Here is a 25,838-nt window from a genome sequence, read left to right on the forward strand (position 1 = left end):
TCTCTGTGGTAAAAATTAACCGTGTCATAGGCAATTAACCTGAAGAGTCTCACCACAGAGCGCACGGAGGCACAGAGCAACCAATATATCTGCCACCCTCTGCGTCTCAGTGAACTCTGTGGTAAAAAAATTCAAATCAGTTTAATTTGGTATCATCGGTGTTTATCTGCGGTGTTAAAACATTGGGTTGCGGCTATGCCGCGCTAGGTATTCAGTGTGTTTCGGGGTGGTCTTTATTTTGTTTTTGGTAGACGCGGACGTAGTCGACCTCGAAGCGGGCAGGGAACTCCGTTGCCGCGGGATCGCCGCCGCAGGTGCCGTGGATGGCGAGGTTGAGCAGGATATAGTGCGGCTGGCCGAAGGGGTGTTCGATCCGCCCCTTCCCCGGGTTCCGGGTGGCGTCGGTTTTGGTTTCGTTCAGCAGCCGGTCGTCGACATAGAGCCGGATATGCTCCTCGTCCCAGTCCATGCGCCAGAGATGGAAATCGTCGGCCCAGCCCTCGCCCAGTTTGGCAAGCGGGGTCTTGACGCTTTTATGCTTTGGCGGGCTATAGGGAACCGCCCCCCAGATCACGTTCGCCAACAGCTTGTCCTGGTAATATTCCATGATGTCGACCTCGCCGTTGGTCGGCCAGTCGCCCTCGTTGCCCAGCGTCCAGAACGCCGGCCAAAGCCCGGCGCGCGTATCGATTTTCGCGCGCATTTCAAAGCGCCCGTATTGCCAGCTATGGAGTCCCCTGGTGATGAGGCAGGCCGAGGTGTAGTTGGCGTGGTCCCACTGTTTCCTCCAATCCTTGGAGCCCGGCTTGTGCCCGGGGTTGGGAACGCGCTCGCGGCGCGCCTCGATCACCAAAAAGCCGTTGGTGCACCAGGCGTTTTCCGGCTGGTACCACTGCGCCTCATGATTCCGCGAGTGCCCGTGCTCATAGGTCCAGTTGGCCGGGTCCGGCCGACCGTCCACATTGAACTCGTCCGCCCACACCAGCGCATAGCCGCCCGGCGCCCCCTGGGAGACCGGGGCCAGCAACGTGCTCGCCAAGCACATGAAAGTCGTGATTTTCATTCCCATAATAAGATATGCGTTCAAAACGCCCTTTCTGACACCTGAAGATATTTTCATCGATCCGTTGGATGATTAATATATGGGGCGAAGCGAAAAAGACGCAAAGAAATCTGCAACCCGTTTTTTGTGCGTACTTGGGTTTTTCGAACGAACTGCCTTTGCATATATCCAAGCCGGAAAAGAATCGTTGCTTCAGGATGGTGCAGTAACTTTTTGAAAAAATGCAGTCAGATCACGCCGGTTGGGCACTATATATGGATAAGGAGAGAACGACACGATGCCGGGAACCTAGGAATTCATTCGCCAGTTTACGCTCAACGAGCGGTAGATCCGCTATACCATCGCGAGCCTGGTGGCGAATACGAGCGTAGATGATAGCGATAGGTTGAACAACTTCGCCGAATACAGCATCGTTGACGCCTTCGACTTTGTGATCAACGGGGTTGCATGGATGGAACAACAAGCGTTAATCCGGGTAAGGATTGAAAAGCAGAGAGCGGGGGGATGGGCATGGCGAGGATGGCTCGGGAATTAGTTTTACTTGGTTTGATCGCGGCAGGCGTTGATGCGCAAGAGCATTGGCGCAACCCCGAAATCTTCCGGGTGAACAAGGAGCCGGCGCATGCGGAGTTTATTGTCTGCGACGGTCGCGCGGATGCCATCCTGCCGTTGGACATCTCCAATCCCTGGAACCGCTCGGCATACCAAAGTCTGAACGGGGAGTGGGAATTCAATTGGTATTCCTCGGTCGATAAGGTACCTGCCGACTGGAGCAATGCCGCCGAGTGGGGAACGATACCCGTTCCGGGGTGCTGGCAAACCTATGGCCATGACCGCCTCTACTACACGAACACCGAACAGCCGTTCTGGTTCAACTACAACAATCCCGGCGGCAAGTGGCAGGAAAATTTCAGTGGCCGGGAGGAGCTGATGGCCTCCGCCCGGAAGGGTTTTCTGAACACAAAGGATGTCTCGGCCGGCTGCTACCGCAAATGGGTGGACGTTCCCGCCGAACGGCTGGACGGCCGCGTGGTACTGCGCATCGGCGGTGTCGAGGCGGGCATCGGCATTTATGTGAATGGCAAGGAAGTCGGCTACAGCCAGGACAGCATGACGCCCGCTGAATTCAACCTGGCGCCATACCTGAAGCCGGGCAAAAACCTGATCGGGATGATGGTCTACCGCTGGACGGACGGCAGCTACCTGGAAATCCAGGACATGGTGCGCTTTGCCGGCATCCACCGCGATGTCTTCCTGCGCTTTGAACCGGAACAGCGGATTGAGGATCTTTATTTTGTCGGCACGCCCTCCGCCGATCTGAAAACGGTGGACGCGGTTTATGAGGTGGATGTTGAACAGGCGCCGATTGGTGCTTCGGTCGAATTTGAGCTGATGGACGGTTTTAAAACCGTTGACCGCTGGTCGGCAGCCGTACCGCAGGCGTCCCGCCTGCTCCACGCAAAGGTTTCCGGCTCCCGTTCCTTCAACGGGCTGAAACCATGGAGCCCGGAACAGCCGAATCTCTACACGCTGGTTGCAACGCTGAAGGAGGCTTCCGGCACAGCGTTGCAGACGGTGCGCATCGATGCCGGCTTCCGCCGGTTCGAAGATCGCGAGGGGAATCTCCATCTCAACGGCCAGCGCTTTTTCATCCGGGGCGTCAACCGGCACGACCACCATCCAAAGCTGGGGCGGCAGGTGACGGTGGAGTCGATGATCCGCGACCTTGAGCTGATGAAGCGCAGCAACATCAACACCGTCCGTACCTCGCACTATCCGAACGACGAGCGCTGGTATTATCTCTGCAACCGTTACGGCATGGCGCTGATCGATGAGGCCAACCTGGAGTCGCACGCCATCAGCCAGGAGATTCCGGGCAACCATCCGCAGTGGATCCCGCAGTCGGTCGACCGCATGGTCAACCTGGTCGAGCGCGACAAGAACCATCCTGCGGTTTTCATCTGGTCGCTCGGCAACGAGCAGGGGCAGGGGTGGGACAACACCTTCGACGCGCAGTACGACGCCGCGAAGGCCATCGACCCCACGCGCCTGGTGATGTGCGATCGGGGGAACGACAACGAGGGCAAGCGCCCGGATCGCCGCCGTTCCGACAAACCGGATGCCATCACGCCCATGTATGGCGCCTTGTCGCAGATGGAACGGCACGTGCAAAAGAAAAATGAAAAGCGCCCCTTCTTTCTTTGCGAATACCGCCACGCCATGGGCAACGCGGTCGGCGCGCTCAAGGAGGTCTGGGACTATATCTACGAGCACGAAGAGCGCGGGCTCAATGGCGGTTGCATCTGGGACTGGGTCGACCAGGGCGTCGAGGCCGTCGGTGATGATGGAACGGTCTATTATCAATATGGCGGCGACTGGAACGACTGGGCGCGGAACACGGGCAACTTTTGCCTGAATGGCCTCGTGCTGCCGAACCGCACCGAAACGCCGAAGCTGGCCGAAGTGAAGAAATGCTATGAACCGGTCTTCACCAAAGCCCTCTCGCTCGAAGACGGGCGGTTCGAAATCTTCAACCGCCACATCTCAACCGATCTCTCGGCTTTCACCCTGGAATGGGACGTGCGTGAAAACGGTCGCGTCGCCGAAAACGGACGGGTGGAAAACTTAACCGCGAAGCCCGGTGAAAAACAGATCGTTCAAATCCCGATCACCCGCAACCCTTCCGGTGGCGAGCGCATTCTTCGTATGTCGTACCAGACTCGCGAAGCGCAGCCGTTGGTGCCGGCGGGGCATGAGGTCACCTTTGCCGAATTCAAGCTCGGAGGCGAATGGCGACCGAATCAAAAGGCCGCCAGGGCAAGCGCTACCTATACGGAAGACGACCAGGCGATTGTTGTTCGCGGCGGTGATGCGGTCTACACCTTCAGCAAGGCGAAGGGAACGCTGGTCTCGCTGAAGGTCGGCGGAACCGAACTGATGGCGCCGGATTCGGAGGACCGCCACTTTGATCATGATCTGGCGATGATCGATAACTATGTCCGCCACTGGAAGCTGCACCTCAAGGAATACGACCGGCTTAAGTTGCGGGAGCTGGCAAAGGTGGAACCCTCGAAGGTGTCGGCGGCGCAGTCCGGCAAGCCGGTGGTGGTGCAAATCCGGTCCGGTTTCCGCAGTTCGGAAGGCGCGGGCTTCGACGAGGAGCAGACGTGGACGATCGACGGCGCGGGGCAGGCCGCGCTGGTTGAAAAGGTGTCGCCCGCCGGGGCACTTGGTTCCGAGGTCTGGATTCCCCGGATGGGCGTGCGGTTCCAACTGGCTCCGACCCTCGATCGCGTCTCCTATTATGGGCTTGGGCCGCATGGGAACTATGTGGATCGCTCAACCAGTGCTTGGACAGGCATTCATGAAAACACGGTGATGGGGCACTATGTGCCTTATGCCAAACCGCAGGATCACGGCAACCGCGAACAGGTGCGTTGGATGCAACTCTCCGATGCCGATGGACGCGGGTTGCGGGTGATCGCCCCGGAGCCGTTGGCGATGAGTGTGCTGCCCTACACGCAGGCCGAGCTGGCCAAGGCGCGCCACACGGTCAAGCTGCCGAATGAGCCGACCGCGACCGAGCTGCGCATTGCTGCCGGCGTCTCCGGCGTCGGCAACGGATCGTGCGGCCCGCCGACCATGGAGAAATACCAGGTGCTCTCCGCCCCGGTCGAATATCGGTTTATGATCATGCCCTTCGCGGCGAACTGAGAAAACAAGGAGAAGAGATATGTTTCGATCTGTTGCGTGGATTGCTTTGTTGGCTGGAGGGTTTGCCGCTGCGGCGCAGGCGGCTCCAAAAAAGCCCAACGTCCTGATTATCCTGGCCGACGACCTGGGCTATGCCGATTTGAGCGTGCAGGGCTGCAAGCAGTTCAAGACGCCGAACATCGACCGCATCTTCAACGAAGGCGTCCGCTTCACGCAGGGCTACGTGGCCAACTCGGTTTGCGCACCGTCGCGCGCCGGGCTGCTGACGGGGCGCATGGGCAGCAGCTTCGGCTTTGAATCGAACCTGAACCACGACCTGTCCAGTAAACCCGGTTCCACCGTCGGTCTTCCGCTCGACCAAAAGACCATTGCCGATGTGCTGAAGGCGGTTGGCTATGAAAACTACTGCATCGGCAAGTGGCACCTCGGCGACAACCAGAAGCTGTTCCATCCCCTCAAACGCGGGTTCGATGCGTTCTGCGGGCTGATCTCCGGCTCGCGCTCCTACTGGGCGCTGGAAAAGCACGATCCGATCAAGACGCTGATGGTCGACTACGGCTACATGGACGAAGGCCAGGTTGAGGATTTCTACGTGACCGACGTGCTGACCGATAAGGCCATCCACTATTTGGAAACCCGGCAAAAGGACCAACCGTTTTTCATGTACCTTTCCTACACCGCGCCCCACGGGCCCCTGGAGGCGAAGGACGATGTGCTGGAGAGGCTCGATTATGATTTCAAGAATCCAAAACGGAAAATCTACGCCGGGATGGTTGTCAACATGGACGACAATGTCGGGCGCGTGCTGAACTGCCTGGATGACCTGGGTATTTCCGAAAACACCCTGATTGTTTTCCTGAGCGACAATGGCGGGCCCACGGACAAGAACAGTTCGTCGAACTGGCCGTTGCGGGGCATGAAAGGGCAGCTGTTCGAAGGGGGCGTGCGCGTTCCGTTCGGCGTGTGCTGGAAGGGAACCATTCCGCCGGGGCAGGTGAACAACGAGCCGGTCATCAGCCTCGACCTGCTTCCGACCTTCGCCGCGATCTCCGGCGCGGACAAGAAGACCACCATCGAAACCGACGGCCTGAACCTGATGCCGTTGCTGATGCAACGGACTGGCTCGCTTCCCGGACGGACCTTCTACTGGCGGCGCGGTGAGAAAACCCAGGTCGCGATCCGGGAGGGCAAGTTCAAGTATCACCAGAACCGCCGCAAGGGCGAAGAGTTCCTCTGGAACATCGAGGACGACATCGGCGAAAAGAACAACCTCGTCAAGGAGCATCCCGAGCTGGCCTCCAGGATGCGCGCCCAGTATGAAAAGTGGGAAACCACCCTGCCGCCGCTCGGCGTCGGCATCGGTGCGCCGGCTCCGGACGAAGGAAAAAAATCCCAAAAGAGGAAGTAGGTGTTCCCTTGAGGTTGCAACGATGCGTTGTTCGGACGGGTCCGCGTCTACATGGAGTCGGAATAGGGGAATTTTTTCCCGGATCGAGGATCGATATTTCTAGTATATCGTACTAGGGTTCCGCCATGAGACTGGAATCCAATAGACGCGCCATGCTTCAGGCGGCGGCATGCGTTGTGGCATCGTCGGCGGCGGTGAGGGGCGCGGAGGAAAAGCCGGGCAAGAAGGGGATCGGCCTCGAACTGAAGTCGAACCCGGACTGGAGGAAAAAGCTGCTTGGGGCGAAGGCCGACTGGTTCTACACCTGGGGTGCCACCCCGCCCGAACCCGTGGTTTCTTCTGTTGAGTTTGTCCCGATGATCTGGGGGCAGTGGAGCTGCAACCCTGAAATTCTCAAGGTGCTTGGCGAAAAGGGATTCGATACCGTGCTCGGATTCAACGAACCCGACCAATACAACCAGGCCAAACTATCCGTCGAAGACGCGCTCCGCCTTTGGCCGATCCTCATGGAATCTGGCATCCGGCTGGGCAGCCCGGCCTGTGTCCACGCCGACGGCGAATGGATGGACGCCTTCATGAAGGGCGTGAAAAAAAAGGGATACCGCGTCGACTTCATCGCCATGCATTCCTACATGGGCGATAACGTCGACTTTTTTCTCGATCGGGTCGAACAGATCCACCGGTACTATAAAAAGCCCATATGGATTACGGAATTTTGCGTGGCCGACTGGGAGGCCTGCGCCGACCGCCCCAACCTGTATTCGCAGGACAAGGTGCTCAAGTTTATGGAAACCGTGCTTCCACAGCTCGAAAAGCGGGACTATGTCGAGCGCTACGCCTGGTATTCCTCACCTTACTACTACCACCCGCTCAACACCTCCGTCCTGTTCAATGCCGACGGAACCGCCAACAAGCTCGGCGATCTATACGCATCGATTTAATCCGGTGGATCCCTGGTTTTCCCGGCGCCGGGGCATAAATTGGGGTAGGGGATTTTTTTTTCGAAAAACCGGTCAGATACCGGCGTGCGGCAACCTTTATAGATAGAAGGTTCGGCAAATGGATATTACGGAAAAATATATTCGGGAATACAGCGCCTGTGAGCAGGACTTGCGGTTCTACATCGCGAGCCTGATCAATAATAAAAGCGATGTGGACGATATCCTGCAGGAAACAGCCACTGCGATCTGGAAAAAATATGAGCTTCGCGACCCGGAAAAGCCGTTTTTACCCTGGGCGCTGACGTTTGCCTTCAACGCCGTCCGGAATTATCGGCAAAAGCTCAAGACCCGGCAAAAATATTTCAGCAACGAACTGTTGGAATCCATGGCTGTGGTGGAGGAAAAACGCCACGATGAGCTGGCGGCCCAGAGCAAGATCCTCCAATCCGCGATCCGGAGCCTGAGCGAGCGCGAGCGCCTGCTGATCGAACACCGCTACAGCAGCGGCGGAACCATCCAGACGCTGGCCGAGAAACTCGGCGAAAAGCCGGACGCCCTATATAAGCAACTCCAGCGCACCCGCGAAAAACTGTTGCGAATCATCCAGTTGGAAATGAAGAGAGCCTAGATGGACAGGAAACACAAAACACTTTACCGCCTGTTAAGCGCGCGCCACGACGGCAGAACGTTGACCGACGATGAATTGGCCACGCTGGAAGCCTTGCTGGACGGCGACGAAGCCGCCCAGTTCGACTATTTCCGGATGGAACGCCTGTTCCATGATCTGGAGTGCCAATTCATGGGCAACTGCGCCGAAACCGTCATCCGGGAATTTCCGAAGAACCCCGGCAAAATCCTTCCCCTGGTGGGATGGTCGACCGCCATCGCCGCTTCGTTGGTTGCGGCCTTGCTGCTGGTTCCGCGCCCGGGAACCGGACGCGATACCCTCCTGGTGAAAACGGACGCGACCATTTTGACCCGCGACGACCAGATCGTTGCGCGGGTGGTTGGCTCGCAGGATCTGGGATGGGGGGCGGAAAATTCCGTGGAAATCGCCAACGGCGAGTTGAAGCCGGGCCTGCTCGACCTGGAACGCGGAACACTCGATGTTGTCCTCGACAACGGAACCCGCCTCGGTTTCGTGGCGCCGGTCCGAATGGACTTATCCTCGCTACGTCGCCTGGCCTTGCTGTCCGGCGAATTGGTGCTGGATGTCCCCGGCCTCTCCGAGGGCCTCACGGTCACCACGCCGGATGCCGTACTGACGGCCAATACCGCTCTCACCCTGATCCGAAGCGGCGGGGAGCGCACCGATACCATGGTCAAGGTGGAGCGTGGCGCGGTTGATCTTTTCACCGAAGATGAAACCGGCCGCGAGGTGCGCAAGAGTCTCGTGGGAAAGGAATCGGTCGAGATTGCCCGCGGAACGGCCGATCCCGTGATGCTAACCAAGCAAATCATCGAGCCGCGGGTCGATTTGTCGCAGCCGCCGGAGCTCAAGGATTTGAAGTATGTCCACTATAATTTCGACGAACCGCGCGGCGCCACCGTTCGGAACCTGGGCAATATTCCCAATGGCGACGGCTGGCTCGACGGCATTGCGGAATATCCGGAATATCCCATGCCGAAACGGGTGCCCGGCCGCTTTGGCCGCGCCCTTCAGTTTACGGGGCATGGCGAAGGCGCGCGGGCCGACCTGAAGGAGTTCGGGACCGACGAACCCGGCAGTGTCGCCTTCTGGATCAAGATCGATCCCGAAACCACCCCTTCCATGTACGAGACCATTTTCACCTGGCGCATGTATAGCGATCCCGAAAAGTCGTGGCACGCCGACGACGAGGTGGAGCTGGCCTGCAGCATCCACATCAACGACAATCCGGATAAAGGGGTGGTCGGTGCGCTGTGGATTGCTTTCCGCAACCGGTGGATCTGTGGATCGAAGGATCTGCGCGATGGGCGTTGGCACCATGTCACGGCAGTATTCCTTCGGGGCTACCAAGGCAAGATGGTGCGGCACTATATCGACGGCCAGCTGGCGCGCTCGAGTGCCCGCGGCGAAACCTGGCTGCCGCAGGATCGATATCCCGAAATCGGCGGCGGCTCCATATCCATCGGCCGCGTCTATTGGGACCGCCGCCCCGGCATGCTTTCCCAGACCGATTCCGTCGGCCTGCGCGGTCTGGTGGACGAGGTGTATGTCTTCAACCAGGCGGTGCTGCCCTCGCACGCTTCGCGCCTGTTCATGGAAAATTCCCCGAACCAAAAAACGGCGGTTTCGTTCGTGCCTTGGTCGCTGCCGACCTTGGCCACGTTGCCCGTGCCGGTGGACGAATAACGATCTGTTTACGAATCCAGTAATCATAACCAAAACGGAGGTAGAGATGAAAATGAAAGTCATAATGGCGGTTGTTCTGGGGTTCTGTGCGGGAGTGGCCTCGGCCGCGACCATGAACCCGGACTATACGATTGGAACCGGAAGCCAGCTGCATGTCGATAATGGCGGGGCGGGATCCGTGCTTTTCGAGGACTCTGCCGGTACTGGTGGAGATGATGTTACCGCAGATAGCGGTTCTGCGGCATGGCTCTCCGTCTTGATCGATGGGGCAGGGAATTGGCAACTTGGCGACACGGTCGATATTACAGGTGTTGCCCTCCAGATCCAAGGATACACCGATACGGGTACAATGACCTTTGATATTCGCCAAGGATCCGGAGGAACGGGTGCATCCGGCGCTGGGGGATTGGCTTCCATTGGTTCGGCTACCGCTTCATATACCAAGACCAACAATGCTACCATGTACGTTAATTTCGATACGCCGGTCAGCTTCGTCGTTGACGAAAACACGTTCAAAATCGGTATCAATATTTCAAATTCGGCCCGTCTGCGAGTGAAAAACCAAAGCACCTTTCCCGTAACCATGTACAACTACAGCAATGGGAATCTTGGAACTAAATTGATGAAGTTTTCGGTGGCCGGGAATGTGACTCCTGGAACTTCACCCAATGAGCCGCCGGAATTCGTTGAAGATCCGTTCTCCCGTCCGGTGGCTGTTGAAGATTCGCCCTACAACGAAAGCCTGCTTGACACGGCAACCGATCCCAACAACGATCCCTTGACCTTCGAACTCCTATCATTCTCGGGCCCCGGTTCGGATTGGCTCGGCATGGATGGCACATCGGTAACGGGTACTCCTCTTGCGGCCAACATCGGAACCAACGAATGGCTCGTTCAGGTGACGGATGGACAGGGGGGAACCAATACGGCCACGATGGCCATCGAAGTCTTGTCCCAAACGGGTGCCATGATACCGGGTTATACTGTGGGCTCCGGCCTGCTGACGCAGAACGATGAAATCCTGTTTGTAGACACTGCAGCAACAGGCGGTTCCGACCAAACGGATACCGATGGGTACGCGGATGTATTCACCGTATTGATTCCGGGGGCAGGCTTATGGGAAATCGGCGACACAGTCGAAGTCAGCGGATTTGCTGTAACAGTCCATGCCATAACCGCCAACGGAACCATGACCTTCGATGTCCGCCAGGGCGCAGGCGGAATCGGGGCGTCCGGCGCAGGAGGGCTAGCCTCGCTCGGTACGGCAACCGCAACCTATAACAACAATGGTGCAACCGATGTCATGTATGTCAATTTCGAAACCCCGGTCAGCTTCCTGGCCGATGCCAATTCGACCAACATCGGTATCAATATTTCGAATTCCGGTCAGTTGCGTTTGAAGGCCGATGGTTCATTCCCCGTCGCGCGCTACAACCATGTAAACGGCAACTTGAATTCAGCTATGCAGGTATCGGTGGCCGGGGTTGTGAACCGCGAGCCGGAGCTTGGGCCCTACGACCAGTGGGTTTCCGACTTTGGCGTAACCAACGGCCCCACCGAAGACCACGACAACGATGGCCTGAGCAACCTCTATGAATATGGACTGGACGGAAACCCGACCAACGGCGTTATCGAGCCGGCAAAGCTGCCGACCTTCGGGCCGGGTGCCGCCGGCCTCGAATATATCCACGCCCAGCGCAACGACGACACCAACCTGGTCTATTATTTGGATCTGACCGCGAGCCTGGTTCCCGCGTCCTGGATGAACGAGGGCTATACGGTGTCCGGCACCAACGTAACCATGGGAACCTTCGACTATGTCACCAACCTGGTCGAAACCGTGGACAACGCCAAGTTCATCCAGCTGAAGATCGAGCAGGCGCCGTAAGGAATAGATTAATTTTCAAAAGCCCCTGCCGACGGGCAGGGGCAGTGCATACATCAGGAGTAAATAATGAAAAGTATAAGTGTTTTTTTTGTGGCTTTGTCGGTTGCCTGGAATGCCCATGCCGGTTTCGTGGATTTTCGCTTCGAGGGCGATATGAGTCCACAGGTGGATTCGATTTGGAATGCATCAGTAAGTGACATCACGTTTACCGGAACCGGTGGAGGCAACTCGCAGTTGGCTCAATTCATTACGAACACGGGCACCACGAACAATGGATTTGCGGTTGAAGGTGGGGATACGGGTGTACGTGGGAATGCGGATGACAACCCGTTCACCTCGGCCTACTTCGCCTTCACGATTTCCGTGAATAGTGGTTATCAGCTGGATACCAGTTCGATGAACTGGAGGCTCGATTTGGAAAATATCAGCAAAACCGGCGCGAATGAGCGTTCCACGTATGGCATCTTTGCCAGCCTCGATGGGGGGGGCACATGGACGAACCTTTGGAACAACGCCACAAGCGATAATAATTTCCAAATCAATCCGGGCACCGCTGCAAACAACGATCTCACTCTGCAAGATGGAACAACAGTTCTTCAGGATACCACGCATTATGGATCGTTTAACACGGGTTTCATGGATCGGGGAAATCTGGGTGTTTTAGCGGACGGACAGGATGTCATGTTCGCTTACCAGATGGGTGATACCGAGGGCGCCGGCGGTGGTGTTTATAACCTATACGATTCAATTCGTATTGGCGGCATTGAAGTTGTGGCCGTCCCTGAACCGGCCTCGATCGGCCTTGTTCTGGGGATGGGCGGAACCATCCTGTTCATCCGTCGCAGGCTTCAGATGTGATTCTGGGTTTTTAGCCGGGGGCAAGAAGGGGCGTCCGCGCCCCTCTTTTTTGATATGCGTTTAACAACAACCATTCTAACGGCCATGGTGTTCGTTACGGCAGCGGTTAGCGCCGCGGTGATGACGAGCGGCTACACGGTTGGTTCCGGCCTGCTGAACCCGAACGGTGAAACGCTGTTTGTCGATGCCGCGGCGGCCGGAGGCAGCGATGCCACCGACAACGATGGCTACAGCGACAACTTCACGGTGTTGATTGACGGCGCAGGATATTGGGTCGTGGGCGACACGGTGGAGATCACCGGCTTTGCGCTGACGGTGCACAATGCTTCCGCAAACGGCACATTCACGTTCGATGTGCTGCAAGGTGCGGGCGGGATTGGCGATACGGGGGCGGGCGGCCTGGCATCGCTCGGCACGGCGACGGCATCCTATGGCTACAGCGGTTCCACCGAGACCGTCTATGTGAATTTCGATATACCGGTCAGCTTTGTTGCGGACGCCAACAGCACAAAAATCGGCATCCATATTTCGAACACGGGTGCGCTGAAACTTAAATACAACGCGACCTTCCCCGTCACCCGCTACAACAAAACCACCGGCAATGCGAACCAGGCGATGAACATCTCGGTGGCCGGTAAGGTGTTCCCCCTCAATCCCATCAACAGCGTTCCCGAATTCAAGACCAATCCGTTCGGCAGAACGGCCGCCGTTAAGGACGTACCTTACTCCGGCACGCTGGCCGGTGTGGCCTCGGATGCCGATGGCGATGAGCTGATCTTTTCCAAGGTTCCTTCCGGCTTTTCCGGCCCCGGTTCGGATTGGTTGACCATTTCAACCAATGGTGCTCTATCCGGTCTGCCTGGCACGAATGAGGTCGGAAAGAACACCTGGACGGTGCAGGCGACCGATGGCAACGGCGGAACCAACCAGGCGACGCTGCATATTCAGGTGAATGCGGAGCCGCCCAGCGTTAAGCCGAACATTCTTTATATTCTGGCCGACGACCTTGGCTATGCCGACATCAGTGCCAATGGGTGGGCGAACCTGGAGTTCGAAACCCCGCAGATCGACCGTATTTTCAACGGCGGTGTTCGCGCCAAGGCGGGCTTCGTGAGCAACTCGGTGTGTGCGCCTTCGCGCGCCGGACTGATGACCGGCCGCTCGGGGAGCCGGTTCGGTTTCGAATCCAACCTGCCGGCCGCCCAGTGGGACGAAGGATCGGTCATCGGCCTCGATCCGGGGCAGAAGACCATCCCGGATGTCCTGCAAACAGCGGGCTACAAGACCCATGGATTGGGCAAATGGCATATCGGAGGAAACACCAACCTGTTCCATCCCAATCTGCGCGGCTTCGACGAATGGTATGGCTTCCTCGGCGGTTCGCGTTCCTATTGGCAGGTGACGGAATATAACAAGGATGATTCCATCGAGCACAACGGCGTGTGGGTGCAGGAACCGGCCGACATCTATGTCACCGACTTCCTGACCGACCAGGCTCTGGACTACATTTCCAACCAGACCACCAACCATCCGGCACAGCCCTGGTTCATGTATATGTCCTACAACGCACCTCATGCCCCGATGCATGCCAAGGCGGAAGATCTCGCACGCGTGCCGGTCGTCAGCCATTTTTCCACCGAGTCCGACAATGAAAACCGACGGATTTATGGCGCCATGGTCGTCAGCATGGACGACAACATCGGTCGCCTGCTGGATCAGCTCGACCTGCTCGGAATTGCCGAAAACACCGTGGTGGTGTTCCATTCCGACAACGGCGGGCCGCCGGATCAAAACTGGTCAAGGAACAATCCGCTGCGCGGCAAAAAGGGGGAACTGTGGGAAGGCGGCATACGCGTGCCCTTTGCCATCAGCTGGCCGGGCACCATACCCGCCGGGCAGATCGCCGAGCATGATTCGCCGGTCAGCAGCCTCGACCTGATGCCCACCTTTGCCGCGATCTCCGGCGCAGACCAACTGCAGGAAATCAGGACGGACGGCATCAACCTGATGCCTTTCCTGACCAATGCCGTGGCAACCACCTCGCCGCGCAAGCTCTATTGGCGCCGCGGGGACACCACGAAAATCGCGGTGCGTTCCGGCGACTATAAATATTATTTCAACCGCACCACCGGCGATGAATATCTCTTCAACCACGCAAGCGGCAGCGGGGAATACAGCAACAAGGCCACCGGCGAACCCGACCGGCTGGCCGAGCTTCAGGCCACGTGGGCGGCCTATGAATCAACCCTGACAGATCCGCACTTCAATGCAGGCGGCCCGCTGCTGGCCATTCGAACCTACGACCTGGAAGCGGCGCAAACCAACACCCCGTATTCCATGCCATTGGAATACAGCACCCCCGGCCCTGCATGTACGTGGAGCATTCTTTCCGGGAAGCCCGATTGGCTCGAAATCGATCCGGTCACCGGCGAGCTCAGCGGAACCCCCTCCGCCACCAACGCCTACTACAACCCAATCCAGTTGCAGATCGACGATGGCGCCAACACGTCAACCTACAACGTCCCCTTGCGCATATCCGGCAGCAACAACATCGGATTCGAAGATTGGAAAGCCGTCCACGGTATCCCCGGGGATTCAACGGACATGGATGGGGATGGTGTGCCCGATATCGTCGAGTATGCCCTAGGTGGCGATCCCGCTCATCGCGGCGAGATCGAGATGCCGTCGCTTGCGGTGAACGAAGGCGCACTGACCTATGCGCACCTCCGCCGCAAGGGGCAGTCCTTGACGTATGACGTAAAGGTTGCCGACGATCTTTTTTCGACGTGGCAACCCGCGCCGCTCTGGGCCACGGAAACCGTTGACCGTGGCAATGGGTTCGAAGTGGTGCTGCAGACCCTGGACATCGATCCGGGCGTGGTTTCGAACCAATTCATCCGTCTCGATGTCTATGAATAAAAACGCGTTGAAGGGTTTGGTTATGAAGAGGATCATTTTGTTTTCAGCGGTTGCCCTTGCATCGTGTGCCTGGGCCGAACCGATCGTGCAGGGCGACGTAACCACCGCGCTCGGCCCCGACTTTTTTCTCGACGAGGCCGCGACCGGCGGCGGCGACCAGACCGGCGGAAATATTAATTTCAACCGTACTTGGGCAGGTGTCCAGGCCGGAACGGATGGAGCCGAAATCACGGTTTCCGGCATTGGCTGGGCCTCCAGTTCAAGCGGGACGACCGCAACCCAGGCCACCGCAACGGTCACCTATCTCGGTGCAGACGGCGTCTTTGGAAATGCCGATGATGTGTTGATCGGTTCCGTTACGGATCAACTGGTTTTTTCCGGGGCGGGGGAATATGCGTGGCGTTTCGATGAGCCGCTTACGGCTACCATCGACGGCTCGAACTCCGTCTTCCGCATTAACGTCAACACCGGAGGAACGGGGAACATTCGCTATAAGAAAGACAATACCACCGGGGACGTGAAGATTAGCGTGGCGGGCTATTCGGCCGGACACGAAACGCATAACCTCGTGCGCTACGCCGATGTCGCCGCGAGCTACGAAGCCGATACCGGGTTTGGGCGCTATGCGACCGATGGCGTGGTCGGTTTCGACTATGCGTGGATCGGCGATTCGGCGTTGCCGCATACGCTGGATGTTGCGTTTCCCGGGCCGGTCGAAATCGGCAGCTATCATCTGTTCAGCGGCGCGAACGGCTTCAATTATTGTTCTGCCTTCAAACTCTATTATCAAACGAATGGAAGCGCCTGGATCGAGGTTCCCGGAGCGGCGGTCTCGGGCAACACCTTGGTGGATCGTTCCGTCATCTTTCCTTCGCTGTTCGTTGAAAAGCTGCGCCTCGAAATCACGGCGGTCGGGGGCGACGGAATTCCGCGTATTCGCGAGTGGGCGGTCTTTCCTCCGAACGATGGTGCCGGCTATCCCCTGGGAACGGGCGTTGAGCTGAGCATGGCGAAAGGGGCATATCTCGAAGCGAGCTCGCAAGAGGCGGGTGCCTATCCGCGCCTCTCCAACGACGGCTATATCGGGACGTCATGGAAGTCGGCCGCCGTCGGGCCGCACACCAATGATTACCACCTGCGCGACGAAATCCGCATCGGCAGCGTGCACCTCTATTCGGGCGACGGCGCGGGCAGCGGAGTGGTCACCAACTTTGCGCTCGAATATTCCAGCGACTCCGGAGCCAACTGGTATGCCGTGCCCGGCGGAACGGTGACGGGAAACACGAACGATGCACTTGTTGTCGATTTTTCATCCGACGTTTTTGCCGACCGCATCCGCCTGGTCTGTCCGGACGTGGCACCGATCGAGATCCGCGAGTTTTTGGTTTTTCCCGAAAACCGGCAGGGGAACTATCCGCTCGGAACCGGCGCGCGTGTAGGAGGGCCGCCGGCCAACGACTATCTGCTGTATGGCGATTCGTTCCATCATCTCCGTCCATTTGGCGAAGTAAACGTGCTTCACGTGGGGCCGTCAGCCATCGAATTGAAATCGGCTTCGACGACGGATACGCGGCAGTCCTGGCAATTGCTGCTGAACGTCGGTTCCGATACCTATCGCATTTTCAATCGCGGAACTCACACATGTATCGCTGCGGCCGAAGCATCGCTGGTCGAGGGCGCCGGGGTTGTCGCGGAGGAATATTCCGCATTTCCCAGCCAGCAGTGGCGCATTTCGAATGCCGGAGACGGATTGGTTTATCTTGAGAACGTCTGGTCGGGCATGCGGATCGAGCTGGGCACCGACGGGCGGTTGCGCCAGATGGTGCGCAGCGACTCCGGCGGGCAGAAGTGGAACATCGATTTCATGCGCGCCAATCCGAAAAAAGGGTTTGGCGGCGGCTTTCAATATCTGGAATACGGCCAGCCTGCCTGGATCTACAACTGGGGTAAGATTCCCGCTTCCAGCTGGAACGCCACGCAGTCCGATTTCATTGCCATGCAGTGGAGCACGGTGGATATGCAGGCCGACGCGTATCGTCCGGAAAAGGGCAAGCTGCCGCTCACGATGCACATTGCGGAGTGGAGTTCGTTTGCCTATCCCATGATGCTGTTGGGATACAACGAGCCGGATTCATCGAACCAAGCCAACATGACCGTGGAGAAGGCGATCCGCCTGTGGCCGCAGTTGGAGGTTGGGAGACTGCCGCTGGCCAGCCCGGCTACGACGGGTTGGACGGACGAATGGATGGATGATTTCATGGTGGAGGCCGAAGATCTCGGCTATCGGATGGAATATCTTGCGATGCACACCTATCCGGGGCCGAACGCCGAAAACGTAATCAATAATCTCAAAAACTTTTCGGCCGCATATGACGACCGCACCGTGTTCCTGACCGAATTCGGATTCGTCGACTGGAGCGACAATCAGAACTGGTCGGAAAACCAGCTCTACCACGAATTGCTCCAGTTGCTCTGGCTGTTGGAGGGCACCCCCGAATGTGGACGCTATGCCCTGTTCGGATTCAACGAGGACAGCGATACCTATCCGCAGCCGACCGACCCGACCGGGCGTCTTCGCCGAACCAATATCGCGGATACAAACGGCACGCTTACCGCCATCGGTGAACTGTGGATGGGCTGGAACGGCGAGCTGCAGCCGCGCGAACGGCAGTCGTACATCCTGCACAACTATGCGTTCCACATGCGGCCGCTGAATGACGGTTCGAGCACAGTGGGTGCGGCGAACATCCGCACCGGCGACGAAACCGTTCAGGTCTATCTCGAGCCGACCGGCGATGGATATTTCTATTTGGTTTCGCCGGTCGATCGCCGTCGGCTCAGTCAGGTCGGTTCCACGGCGGTGGAATGGGCAACCGCCGACACCGCATCCACCTCCGCCCAATGGTCGTGGTCGAGCGTCGGCGACGGCTGGCAGCTGATCACCAACCGCGGCTCCGGCAAAAACCTGCGTTATACCGATGCGGACGGCGTTCACTTGGGTACGGCCTCGGGGGAATACTACCACTGGTTTTTCGTGCCGCCCATGAGTCCGGCCTATCCCTATGCCGACACCTACGGAAACTGGGTGGATCAGGCATTCACGAATGTGTTCGCTGGAACCGAGGCCTTCGAGACAAGCGACCCGGATGGCGATTCGCTTTCCAACCTTGCGGAATATTTTTTCCTGCTCGACCCGCTGAATCCGGATGCCTCCCCGGTTTCGGTTTCGGCAACGAACGGCGTGGCGCTGGCCTTTGGCGCAAACCGCCATGCCTCCGATGTGGCGTGGTCGATCGAGACCAACTCCAATCTGACGGATTCATCCGGATGGGCAGACGGTGGCTTTTCCATCCAGTCGGAGACCGAGTCCGCCGGTCGGGTTGAATATGTGCTGGCGCCCGATGCGCTACCCGGGCAGGCACGCTTCTACCGGGTGCGCATTGAACAATAATTCCCGGTTCCAGTGGCGGTTGTTGTTCAAAAAAACAGACTTTGATTGTCAGAAACAGGGGTGTGGCACCCAGTTATTCATATGAGGACGGTTTTGCCCGGGAGACCGTGCATCCGGTACATTGCCATGGTGATAAATAAAAAATTGTATTGGAATTCGGCGGTCGGTATTTGGGCCTTCCTGGTTGGGGCGGCCGCGGTCGGTGCGGCCAGGCCCAACGTGGTTTTTGTGATGTTGGACGATTTGGGCTATGCCCAGGTCGAGGCGTTTGGGCGCGGGCTTTCAGCGGAGGATTGCGATCCGAAGCTGCTGGCGCATGTGGAGGAGCAGGCCGATTATTCGCTGGACGAGGCGATGCGCCTCATGAAAAAGGCGACGCCGACCCTCAGCCGCATGGCCGACGGAGGCGTGAGGTTCAACAACGCCTTTGCCTGCAGTAATCTTTGCGCGCCGTCGCGCATCGGCGTGTCCACGGGGGTGCTGCAGAACCGTTGGGGCATCTATCGCAATATCGACACCGAGGCGCACGGCCTGAAACCAAACTCGCACCTCGCGGAAAAACTGCAGGAGCTGGGCTACGCCACCGCGCACATCGGCAAGTGGCATGTCGGCTCGCACGACAAGGCCATGGTGCATCGCTACCTTGAAAAGCACAAGGTTCCAAACCCTGAGCAGTATACCTACTGGACAATGGGGAAATACTGGAGCATTCATCAGGAGTTGAAGCGCGACGGCTACGAGGGTTCCACCGCGCCTAAGGACCACGCGTTGAACAACGGCTTCGATTATTATTTTGGCTACAACCAGTGGGAGTGCCCGTTCTACAAGGCCAACAATGTATGGGAAGGGTTCCGGCATGCGGGCGTCATCCAGGACTACAACACCGATGTCTTCACCGACAAGGCACTGGCGTTCATGGAAAAGAGTCTGGGCGAAAAGAAACCGTTCTATGTCCAACTGCACTACCACGCCGTCCACAGCCCGCTCGATCCGAAAGCTCCCGCTAAATACTACGACCGCTTTGATTCCGGTTCCAAAACGCTCAATAATTTTTATGCTCATGTTTTCGGTGTGGATGAAAACGTCCGGCGGATTTTCCAATGGTTGGAAGAAAAGGGTGTCGCCGAAAACACCCTGCTGGTTTTCACCTCCGACAACGGCGGGGCAGTGGGCGGAAAATCCTGCCTGCCGGGCAACGCGCCGTATGTTGGGCACAAGGGCATGATGCATCTCGGCGGATTCCGCGTACCGCTCTTCTTCCACTGGCCGGTCAAAATCAACCAGCCGCTTGGAAAGGAACAACTGGTTTCCACGCTCGACATCCTGCCGACGATCATCGATGCCGCTGGAGGAATGGTGCCTCCGGAAATCGACGGAAAGTCGCTGCTGCCGCAGATTCTCGAAAACAGCGAAGCGCGGGTGCGCGACCATCTGGCGATCGGCGGCATCCATGCGCGGGTCTGGGCGTTCAACGGCGCCACCTCGTTTTTCGAACACAACGAATCGCGCGAAAAGGCACCGTCGGGCTACATCGTGGCCGACGATCGCTATGTGCTCCGCTTTGTGTCGGAGACCGTTTCCAACCTTTACAAGGATGCGGTGGACGGAATCCCGGCGCACTATGAGCTTTACGACTATCGCGCCGATCCCGGCGAACGGAACAACCTGATCGATGCCATGCCCGAAAAGGCCGGGCAACTAAAATCCATCTGGAAGCGCGAATCCGCCGCCTATCCCAAGCCCGTACGTTGGGAAACCGCTAAATGGAAAGCCATCATGAACCCGTAGTACGATGCTCTACGCCGTCTTTTTTTGGAGTTATTTGGAATGCTTGTAAAAATTTCACTTTCAATCTGTTTGCTGTTCAGCGCGACGATCGTGCACGCATCGATTCCATACAAAATCGGCTGGCACAAAGGCGCGGTGTTCCAGTCGCTGGAACCCGGCTATGCCGTGACGGCAAAGGATGGGTTTGCAATGACGCTCGTTCCAAAGGTTGGAAGCGAGTGGGACATGGCGCGCATCAGCGTGCTGGGGGTGGAGCTGAAGAATACCGGCTCCACCGAGCTGGTGCTCGATACGATGCTTTGCAACGACGGGGCGACCGATTGGTCGAACTCGTCGCAGGGGCGCACGATCATCAAACCGGGCGAATCCATTCCGCTGGGCATCGCGCTGCGCCGCGACGCGGACTATGCCGGCACGGATCCTGCCTATCTGCGGATGTCGGGGAAGCCGAACGGCAACTTCCGCCATTGGCATACGATTGATCCGAAAAACGTGAAGAGCCTGAAGATCACCTGTGCATCGATGGGTGAACACGCCTTCGAACTCGGTACCATGTTTGCTCTGCAAAGCATGGACGAATCGAAGTTGGGGGTTTTCCCGATCCTCGACGGGTTCGGGCAATATGCGTTGAAGGAGTGGCCGGACAAGGTTGCCTCCGAAGAGCAACTCAAGGCCGGGATCGAAGTGGAAGAAAAACTGATGGCGGCGCTGGGGGTTCCAGCAGGATTTTCGAAATACGGGGGCTGGAAAGGCGGAGAGCGGTTTGAGGCAACGGGGTTTTTCCGCACGCAACAGCATGGGGGCCGCTGGTGGTTCGTCGATCCCGAAGGGTATCTGTTCTGGTCGGCCGGCGCCAACTGCATGGGGGTCGAGTATTCCGGCCAGACGCCCACGGAACGCAATCTGGCGGTCTTTGGCCAACTCCCCGCGAAAGATGATCCCGTTTATGGAAAATTCCACACGCTCATCGATGTGGAGGACAACTATCAGCTGCGCGAAAAGGTTCCGCACTACGACTTCACCCGTGCAAACCTGTTTCGTAAATACGGCGCAGGCTGGGAGGATCGGCAGATCAGTCAAGACCTTGCGCGGATGAAATATTGCGGCATCAACACGATCGGCGCGTGGTCGGACAACGCCCTTGCCCGGAAGAAGCAGGTTCCCTACACCGTGATGCTCCACTATGAATATGCCTTCGCCGCCGAAAAACTTCCCGATCCATTCAACCCCGAAACGCGCGACGGGCTGCGCAAGGCGATCAAGGAATACCCGGTCGATTTCAAAAACGATCCGTGGTGCCTGGGCGCATTCGTGAACAACGAGCTGCACTGGAACAATAATGCGAGGCACATGGTGGCCGGCATCTTCAGCCACAATGAGGAGGGCACGGAAGTGAAGAAGGTCTTTGCCCAATGGCTGGAAGAAAAATATGGGACGGTCGCTGCGTTCAATGCCGCCTGGAAAACCAGCTTCCAATCGCTGGAGGATTTGCTGGGCGTGAACAACAAGGCCGCATTCAACAACGCGAACCCCAAGGATTGCGACGAGCTCGCGTTCCTGATGGCCGATGCCTTTTTCGGGATGGTGAAGGACGAGCTTCAGCGGCACTCGCCGAACATTCTCTATCTGGGAAGCCGCATGAATTCCGGCAGTCAGCCGGTCATTCGCGCGGCGGCGAAGCATGTGGACGTCCTCAGCGCCAATATTTATTCCTACAAACCGAACGCCGGGCACTTCGGCGGTGCGGGCAAGCCGGTGCTGATTTCCGAATTCCACTATGCCAACGTTTCTGGCAATAATCTCGGTTGCGGACTACGCAGCGCGCAGGATGCCGTGCAGCAGGGGCGGCTCTACAGGGCGTTCGTGGCCGAGGCGGTCAACCATCCGCAGATCATCGGCGCGCACTGGTTCCAGTGGCGCGACCAGAATGCGGCCGGCCGCTACGACGGAGAAAACTATGATGTCGGTTTCTTCGATATTGCGGATCTACCGAACGAAGACCTGATCCGCGCGGCAGCGGACGCAGGCAGGAACCTTTACGATAACCTGAACGAATGAATGTATTTTAACCGCAAAGGATCGCAGAGAACGCAAAAACTATTGCAGGGATGGCTCGGTGGTTTTCTTTGAGTTCCCTGCGTTCTTTCGTGGTGAATAAACATGATGAAGGCAAATAGCATGAGTGAAAAAAAAGAAGGCAAGCTGAGCTTTAAGGAAAAGTTTTCGGTCGGTACCGGCGGCTTTACCGTGGGGCTCGGTAATCAGAGTGTCCGCACCACCGGGCAGGCTGTGCTGAACATGATTCTTGGGATCAATGCTTTTTGGGTCGGGGTGGTGCTGGCCATTCCGCTGCTATGGGATGCGCTTACCGATCCGATCATGGGGAACATTTCCGACAATTTTAAATCAAAGTATGGCCGCCGCCGCCCATTCATCTTCCTCGGCGCGATCCTGATGGGCCTGAGCTTTGCAAGCATCTGGCTGATTCCGATGGGGTGGAGCGATGCCGGCAAGCTGGCCTGGTTCCTCACCACCAGTTTGCTCTTCTATACCTCATACACCATCTTCTCGGTGCCGTTCATCGCGCTGACCTACGAAATGACCCCGGACTATGACGAGCGCACCGCCGTGCAGGGATTCGTCACCTTCTGGAACCGCCTGTCGGAAATGACCTACATGGGGTTGATCCCGCTTTCGCTCACCTTCATTGCCTGGAAATACGGCTATTCCGATACCGGCGATCTGATCAACCCGGAAAAGATGGAGGGCATCCGCATTTCCGCCGCCATCTACGGTGGAATCGGCATGATCCTGCTCGGCATGCTGCCGGCCTTCTTCGCCAGGGAACGGCTCTACGACGTGAACGTGAAGGAGCACAAGGGGAAAAAGGATCCCTTCTGGCAGTCGGCGAAGACAACGCTTCAGAACAAGGCCTTTGCCATTTTGTGTTCGCTGGCCGTTTTCACCATTATTGCCGGTGTGTTCGCCGCCAACATGGATTGGTATCTGTTGATTTTCTATCTGTCCGACGGCGACGTGGCGCTCGGTACGCAGTGGAAACTGATCGTGACGGTTGGCTATGCCGTTGTGGGCATTGTCGGTATTCCCATCATCGTCTGGCTCACCGGAAAAATGACAAAGATCCATGGGTTCATGTTCATCTACGGCATGATGGTGCTGAATGCGGTCATGCGCTGGTTCGTCTATCGTCCCGGTCGCTTCGAAGGCGAACTGGTGTGGAAAACCCTTCCCGAGGCAGGAGCCTCCCTGGCACTGGTCGGCAAATCCCTCATCTGGCTCGATCCACTGACCGGCGGCATGTTCTGGATCGGGGTCGGCGTGCTGGGGCAGTCGCTGATTGCGGACGTCTGCGACGACGATGAGCTGAAGAACGGCCACCGCCGCGAGGGCATGTTCGGCGCGATCTATGGTTGGGCCATGAAAGCCTCGTTTGCCCTCAGCTTTGTTTTGATCGGGCTTTTCCTGGAAGGCATCGGTTTCGATCCGCAGTGGGGCTCCACCCGCTGGATGAGCGTGAATGCCAAGGCGGAAAACTATGCGGCGTGCAAAGCCGATTTTGCCATTGCGGATGATGATTTTGTTGCCGTCGAAGAAGCGCCTGCTGAAGAAAAAGAGCCTGTGGTTGCTGAGAATACGCTCAGCCTGGAACTGAAGCAGGCGCAGATCAGCGAGACCGACGGAATAAGCAAAGCGGTGCTCACCCGCGCCGGAACCTCCGGCGAGATGGAAGTTTTGGTGAAGAGCAGCCCGAAGGCGATTGCGGAAGTGCCGCAGTCGGTTGTCATTCCCGACGGTGAAAACAGCGTGGAATTTTCGGTTGAAGCGATCAACGACGGCAAGGCGCGCGGTGTCCAGACGACAACCATCACGGCCTGGGTCAAGGGGGGCGTTCCGGTGCGCTCCTCTGTTTCGGTGATCGACGATGACGGGCCGGCACTGGCGATTACATTGGATGGATATGAAATCAGCGAAAACGGCGGCGAGCTGTCCGCGACGCTCACGCGCTACGGCACGACCGAAGGCGCTGCAACGGTGGCACTGGAAGGCTTCTGCAGCTCGGTGAAGAAAAAGGATATGGCCGCCACGGTGACCATTCCGGAAACAGTAACCATTCCGGCGGGCGAAGAGCGTGTCGCGTTCAAGATTGCCGCGGTGGACAACGACCGCGCGGACGGACAGCAGAGCGAACAGACCTTTTTCCGCATGCGCCTGGCCATGTGCATCGGCGCGGCCGGCCCGGCGCTGCTTTGTTTTGTCCTGCTGGGCTTCTATCCGCTCAACAAGAAAACGGCGGAGGAAAACCGGCGTAAGCTCGAAGAGCTGCGTAGTCATCATTAAGAATCGGGATTTTTGGAATGAACCTAAACACATTTGAACCGGGCAAGGAATGGCCCGACAACAATGGAATGGCAATCAACGCCCACGGCGGCGGCATTCTGTTGCACGAAGGAACCTATTACTGGTACGGGGAGCATAAGATTGAGGGGGAAGCCGGCAACCGCGCACACGTCGGCGTCCACTGCTATGCTTCGACCGATCTGTATAACTGGAGAGATGAGGGGATCGCCCTCGCGGTTTCCGACGAGCCGGGGCATGACATAGAAAAAGACTGCATTCTCGAGCGGCCGAAGGTGGTTTTTAATACGTCGACCGGAAAGTTTGTGATGTGGTTCCATCTGGAGAAAAAGGGCTGTAGTTACGACCATGCCGGCAGCGGCGTTGCTGTCGCGGATTGCCCGACCGGTCCATTTGAATATCGCCATTCATTCCGTCCCAATGCCGGGGCCTACCCCCGGAACGATTGCGAAAAACTGCACCGGCCCGGCCTGGTGGACGGCGGCTTTACCGGCGATACGCCGCAGCCCCGCATCAATGTGGCGAAGAGCAATGTTTTTGCACGCGATCTGGAAGGCGGCCAGATGGCACGCGATATGACCCTGTTTGTCGATGACGACGGAACCGCTTATCAGATTTATTCATCGGAAGAAAACAGCACGCTGCACATCTCGCAGTTGAGCGATGACTACCTTCACTCGGCAGGAAATTTTATCCGTGTTTTTGAAAACCGCTATATGGAAGCGCCCGCCATTTTTAAGCGCGACGGCTACTACTATCTCATTGCCAGCGGCTGCACCAGCTGGGACCCGAACGCGGCGCGCTGCGCTATTGCAGACAACATCATGGGGCCGTGGCATGAGTGGGAAAATCCCTGCCGGGGTGTGAATCCGCAAAATGGCTTCGGTCCGGATAAAACCTTCGGGGGGCAGAGCACCTTTGTCCTTCCTGTACAGGGAATGGATGATGCCTTCATTGCCCTGTTCGATATCTGGCGGCCGGAGAATGCCATTGACGGACGTTATATCTGGCTACCGATTGAATTTAACGCAGACCGCAGTTTTAACATCCACTGGAACGATGCCTGGGATCTATCCATTTTTAAACAAGCTTAGGA

General features: G+C 57.6%; 14 protein-coding genes. 13 read left to right on the top strand and 1 reads right to left on the bottom strand.

Going from position 1 to position 25,838, the window contains the following annotated elements; genetic code table 11:
• Positions 1 to 211: 211 nt before the first annotated feature.
• Positions 212 to 1,063: a glycoside hydrolase family 16 protein gene (locus E9954_RS19865; RefSeq protein ID WP_136081271.1), complete on the bottom strand. Its 852-nt coding sequence runs from the start codon at positions 1,061 to 1,063 to the stop codon at positions 212 to 214.
• A 519-nt stretch (positions 1,064 to 1,582) separates the two neighbouring features.
• Between E9954_RS19865 and E9954_RS19870 the strand changes: the two genes are divergently transcribed.
• From E9954_RS19870 to E9954_RS19930, 13 genes are all read left to right on the top strand, one after another.
• The gene (locus tag E9954_RS19870) at positions 1,583 to 4,777 is read left to right on the top strand and encodes a glycoside hydrolase family 2 TIM barrel-domain containing protein (protein ID WP_168442428.1); all 3,195 of its coding nucleotides are present in this window, start codon (positions 1,583 to 1,585) and stop codon (positions 4,775 to 4,777) included.
• A 19-nt stretch (positions 4,778 to 4,796) separates the two neighbouring features.
• Positions 4,797 to 6,185, top strand: coding sequence for a sulfatase (locus tag E9954_RS19875; RefSeq protein WP_136081019.1), 1,389 nt, complete (start codon positions 4,797 to 4,799; stop codon positions 6,183 to 6,185).
• Between the two features lie 125 nt (positions 6,186 to 6,310).
• On the top strand, positions 6,311 to 7,126 hold the full coding sequence (locus tag E9954_RS19880) for a glycoside hydrolase family protein (protein ID WP_136081020.1): 816 nt from the start codon (positions 6,311 to 6,313) through the stop codon (positions 7,124 to 7,126).
• Positions 7,127 to 7,244: 118 nt separating this feature from the next.
• On the top strand, positions 7,245 to 7,754 hold the full coding sequence (locus tag E9954_RS19885) for a sigma-70 family RNA polymerase sigma factor (protein ID WP_136081021.1): 510 nt from the start codon (positions 7,245 to 7,247) through the stop codon (positions 7,752 to 7,754).
• Positions 7,755 to 9,461: a LamG domain-containing protein gene (locus E9954_RS19890; protein WP_136081022.1), complete on the top strand. Its 1,707-nt coding sequence runs from the start codon at positions 7,755 to 7,757 to the stop codon at positions 9,459 to 9,461.
• Positions 9,462 to 9,507: 46 nt separating this feature from the next.
• The gene (locus E9954_RS19895) at positions 9,508 to 11,349 is read left to right on the top strand and encodes an Ig-like domain-containing protein (RefSeq protein WP_136081023.1); all 1,842 of its coding nucleotides are present in this window, start codon (positions 9,508 to 9,510) and stop codon (positions 11,347 to 11,349) included.
• A 66-nt stretch (positions 11,350 to 11,415) separates the two neighbouring features.
• Complete coding sequence (locus E9954_RS19900) at positions 11,416 to 12,207, top strand: PEP-CTERM sorting domain-containing protein (protein WP_136081024.1); 792 nt, start codon at positions 11,416 to 11,418, stop codon at positions 12,205 to 12,207.
• Positions 12,208 to 12,261: 54 nt separating this feature from the next.
• Complete coding sequence (locus E9954_RS19905; protein WP_136081025.1) at positions 12,262 to 15,126, top strand: sulfatase-like hydrolase/transferase; 2,865 nt, start codon at positions 12,262 to 12,264, stop codon at positions 15,124 to 15,126.
• A 22-nt stretch (positions 15,127 to 15,148) separates the two neighbouring features.
• A complete protein-coding gene (locus tag E9954_RS19910) occupies positions 15,149 to 18,577 on the top strand; it encodes a glycosyl hydrolase (RefSeq protein WP_168442429.1) in 3,429 nt (1,142 codons plus the stop codon).
• A 126-nt stretch (positions 18,578 to 18,703) separates the two neighbouring features.
• Positions 18,704 to 20,365 carry a sulfatase family protein gene (locus E9954_RS19915; protein WP_168442430.1) on the top strand — a complete coding sequence of 554 codons (1,662 nt, stop codon included), beginning with the start codon at positions 18,704 to 18,706 and terminating at the stop codon, positions 20,363 to 20,365.
• 39 nt (positions 20,366 to 20,404) lie between these two features.
• Entirely contained in the window at positions 20,405 to 22,423 is a 2,019-nt protein-coding gene (locus E9954_RS19920) for a beta-galactosidase (RefSeq protein WP_136081028.1), read from the top strand.
• A gap of 120 nt (positions 22,424 to 22,543) precedes the next feature.
• A complete protein-coding gene (locus E9954_RS19925) occupies positions 22,544 to 24,724 on the top strand; it encodes an MFS transporter (RefSeq protein WP_168442431.1) in 2,181 nt (726 codons plus the stop codon).
• Positions 24,725 to 24,741: 17 nt separating this feature from the next.
• Positions 24,742 to 25,836 (top strand): glycoside hydrolase family 43 protein, encoded by a 1,095-nt coding sequence (locus E9954_RS19930; protein WP_136081030.1) that lies wholly within the window; start codon positions 24,742 to 24,744, stop codon positions 25,834 to 25,836.
• Positions 25,837 to 25,838: the final 2 nt, after the last annotated feature.

It is taken from the genome of Pontiella desulfatans (assembly GCF_900890425.1).
Classification (GTDB): domain Bacteria; phylum Verrucomicrobiota; class Kiritimatiellia; order Kiritimatiellales; family Pontiellaceae; genus Pontiella; species Pontiella desulfatans.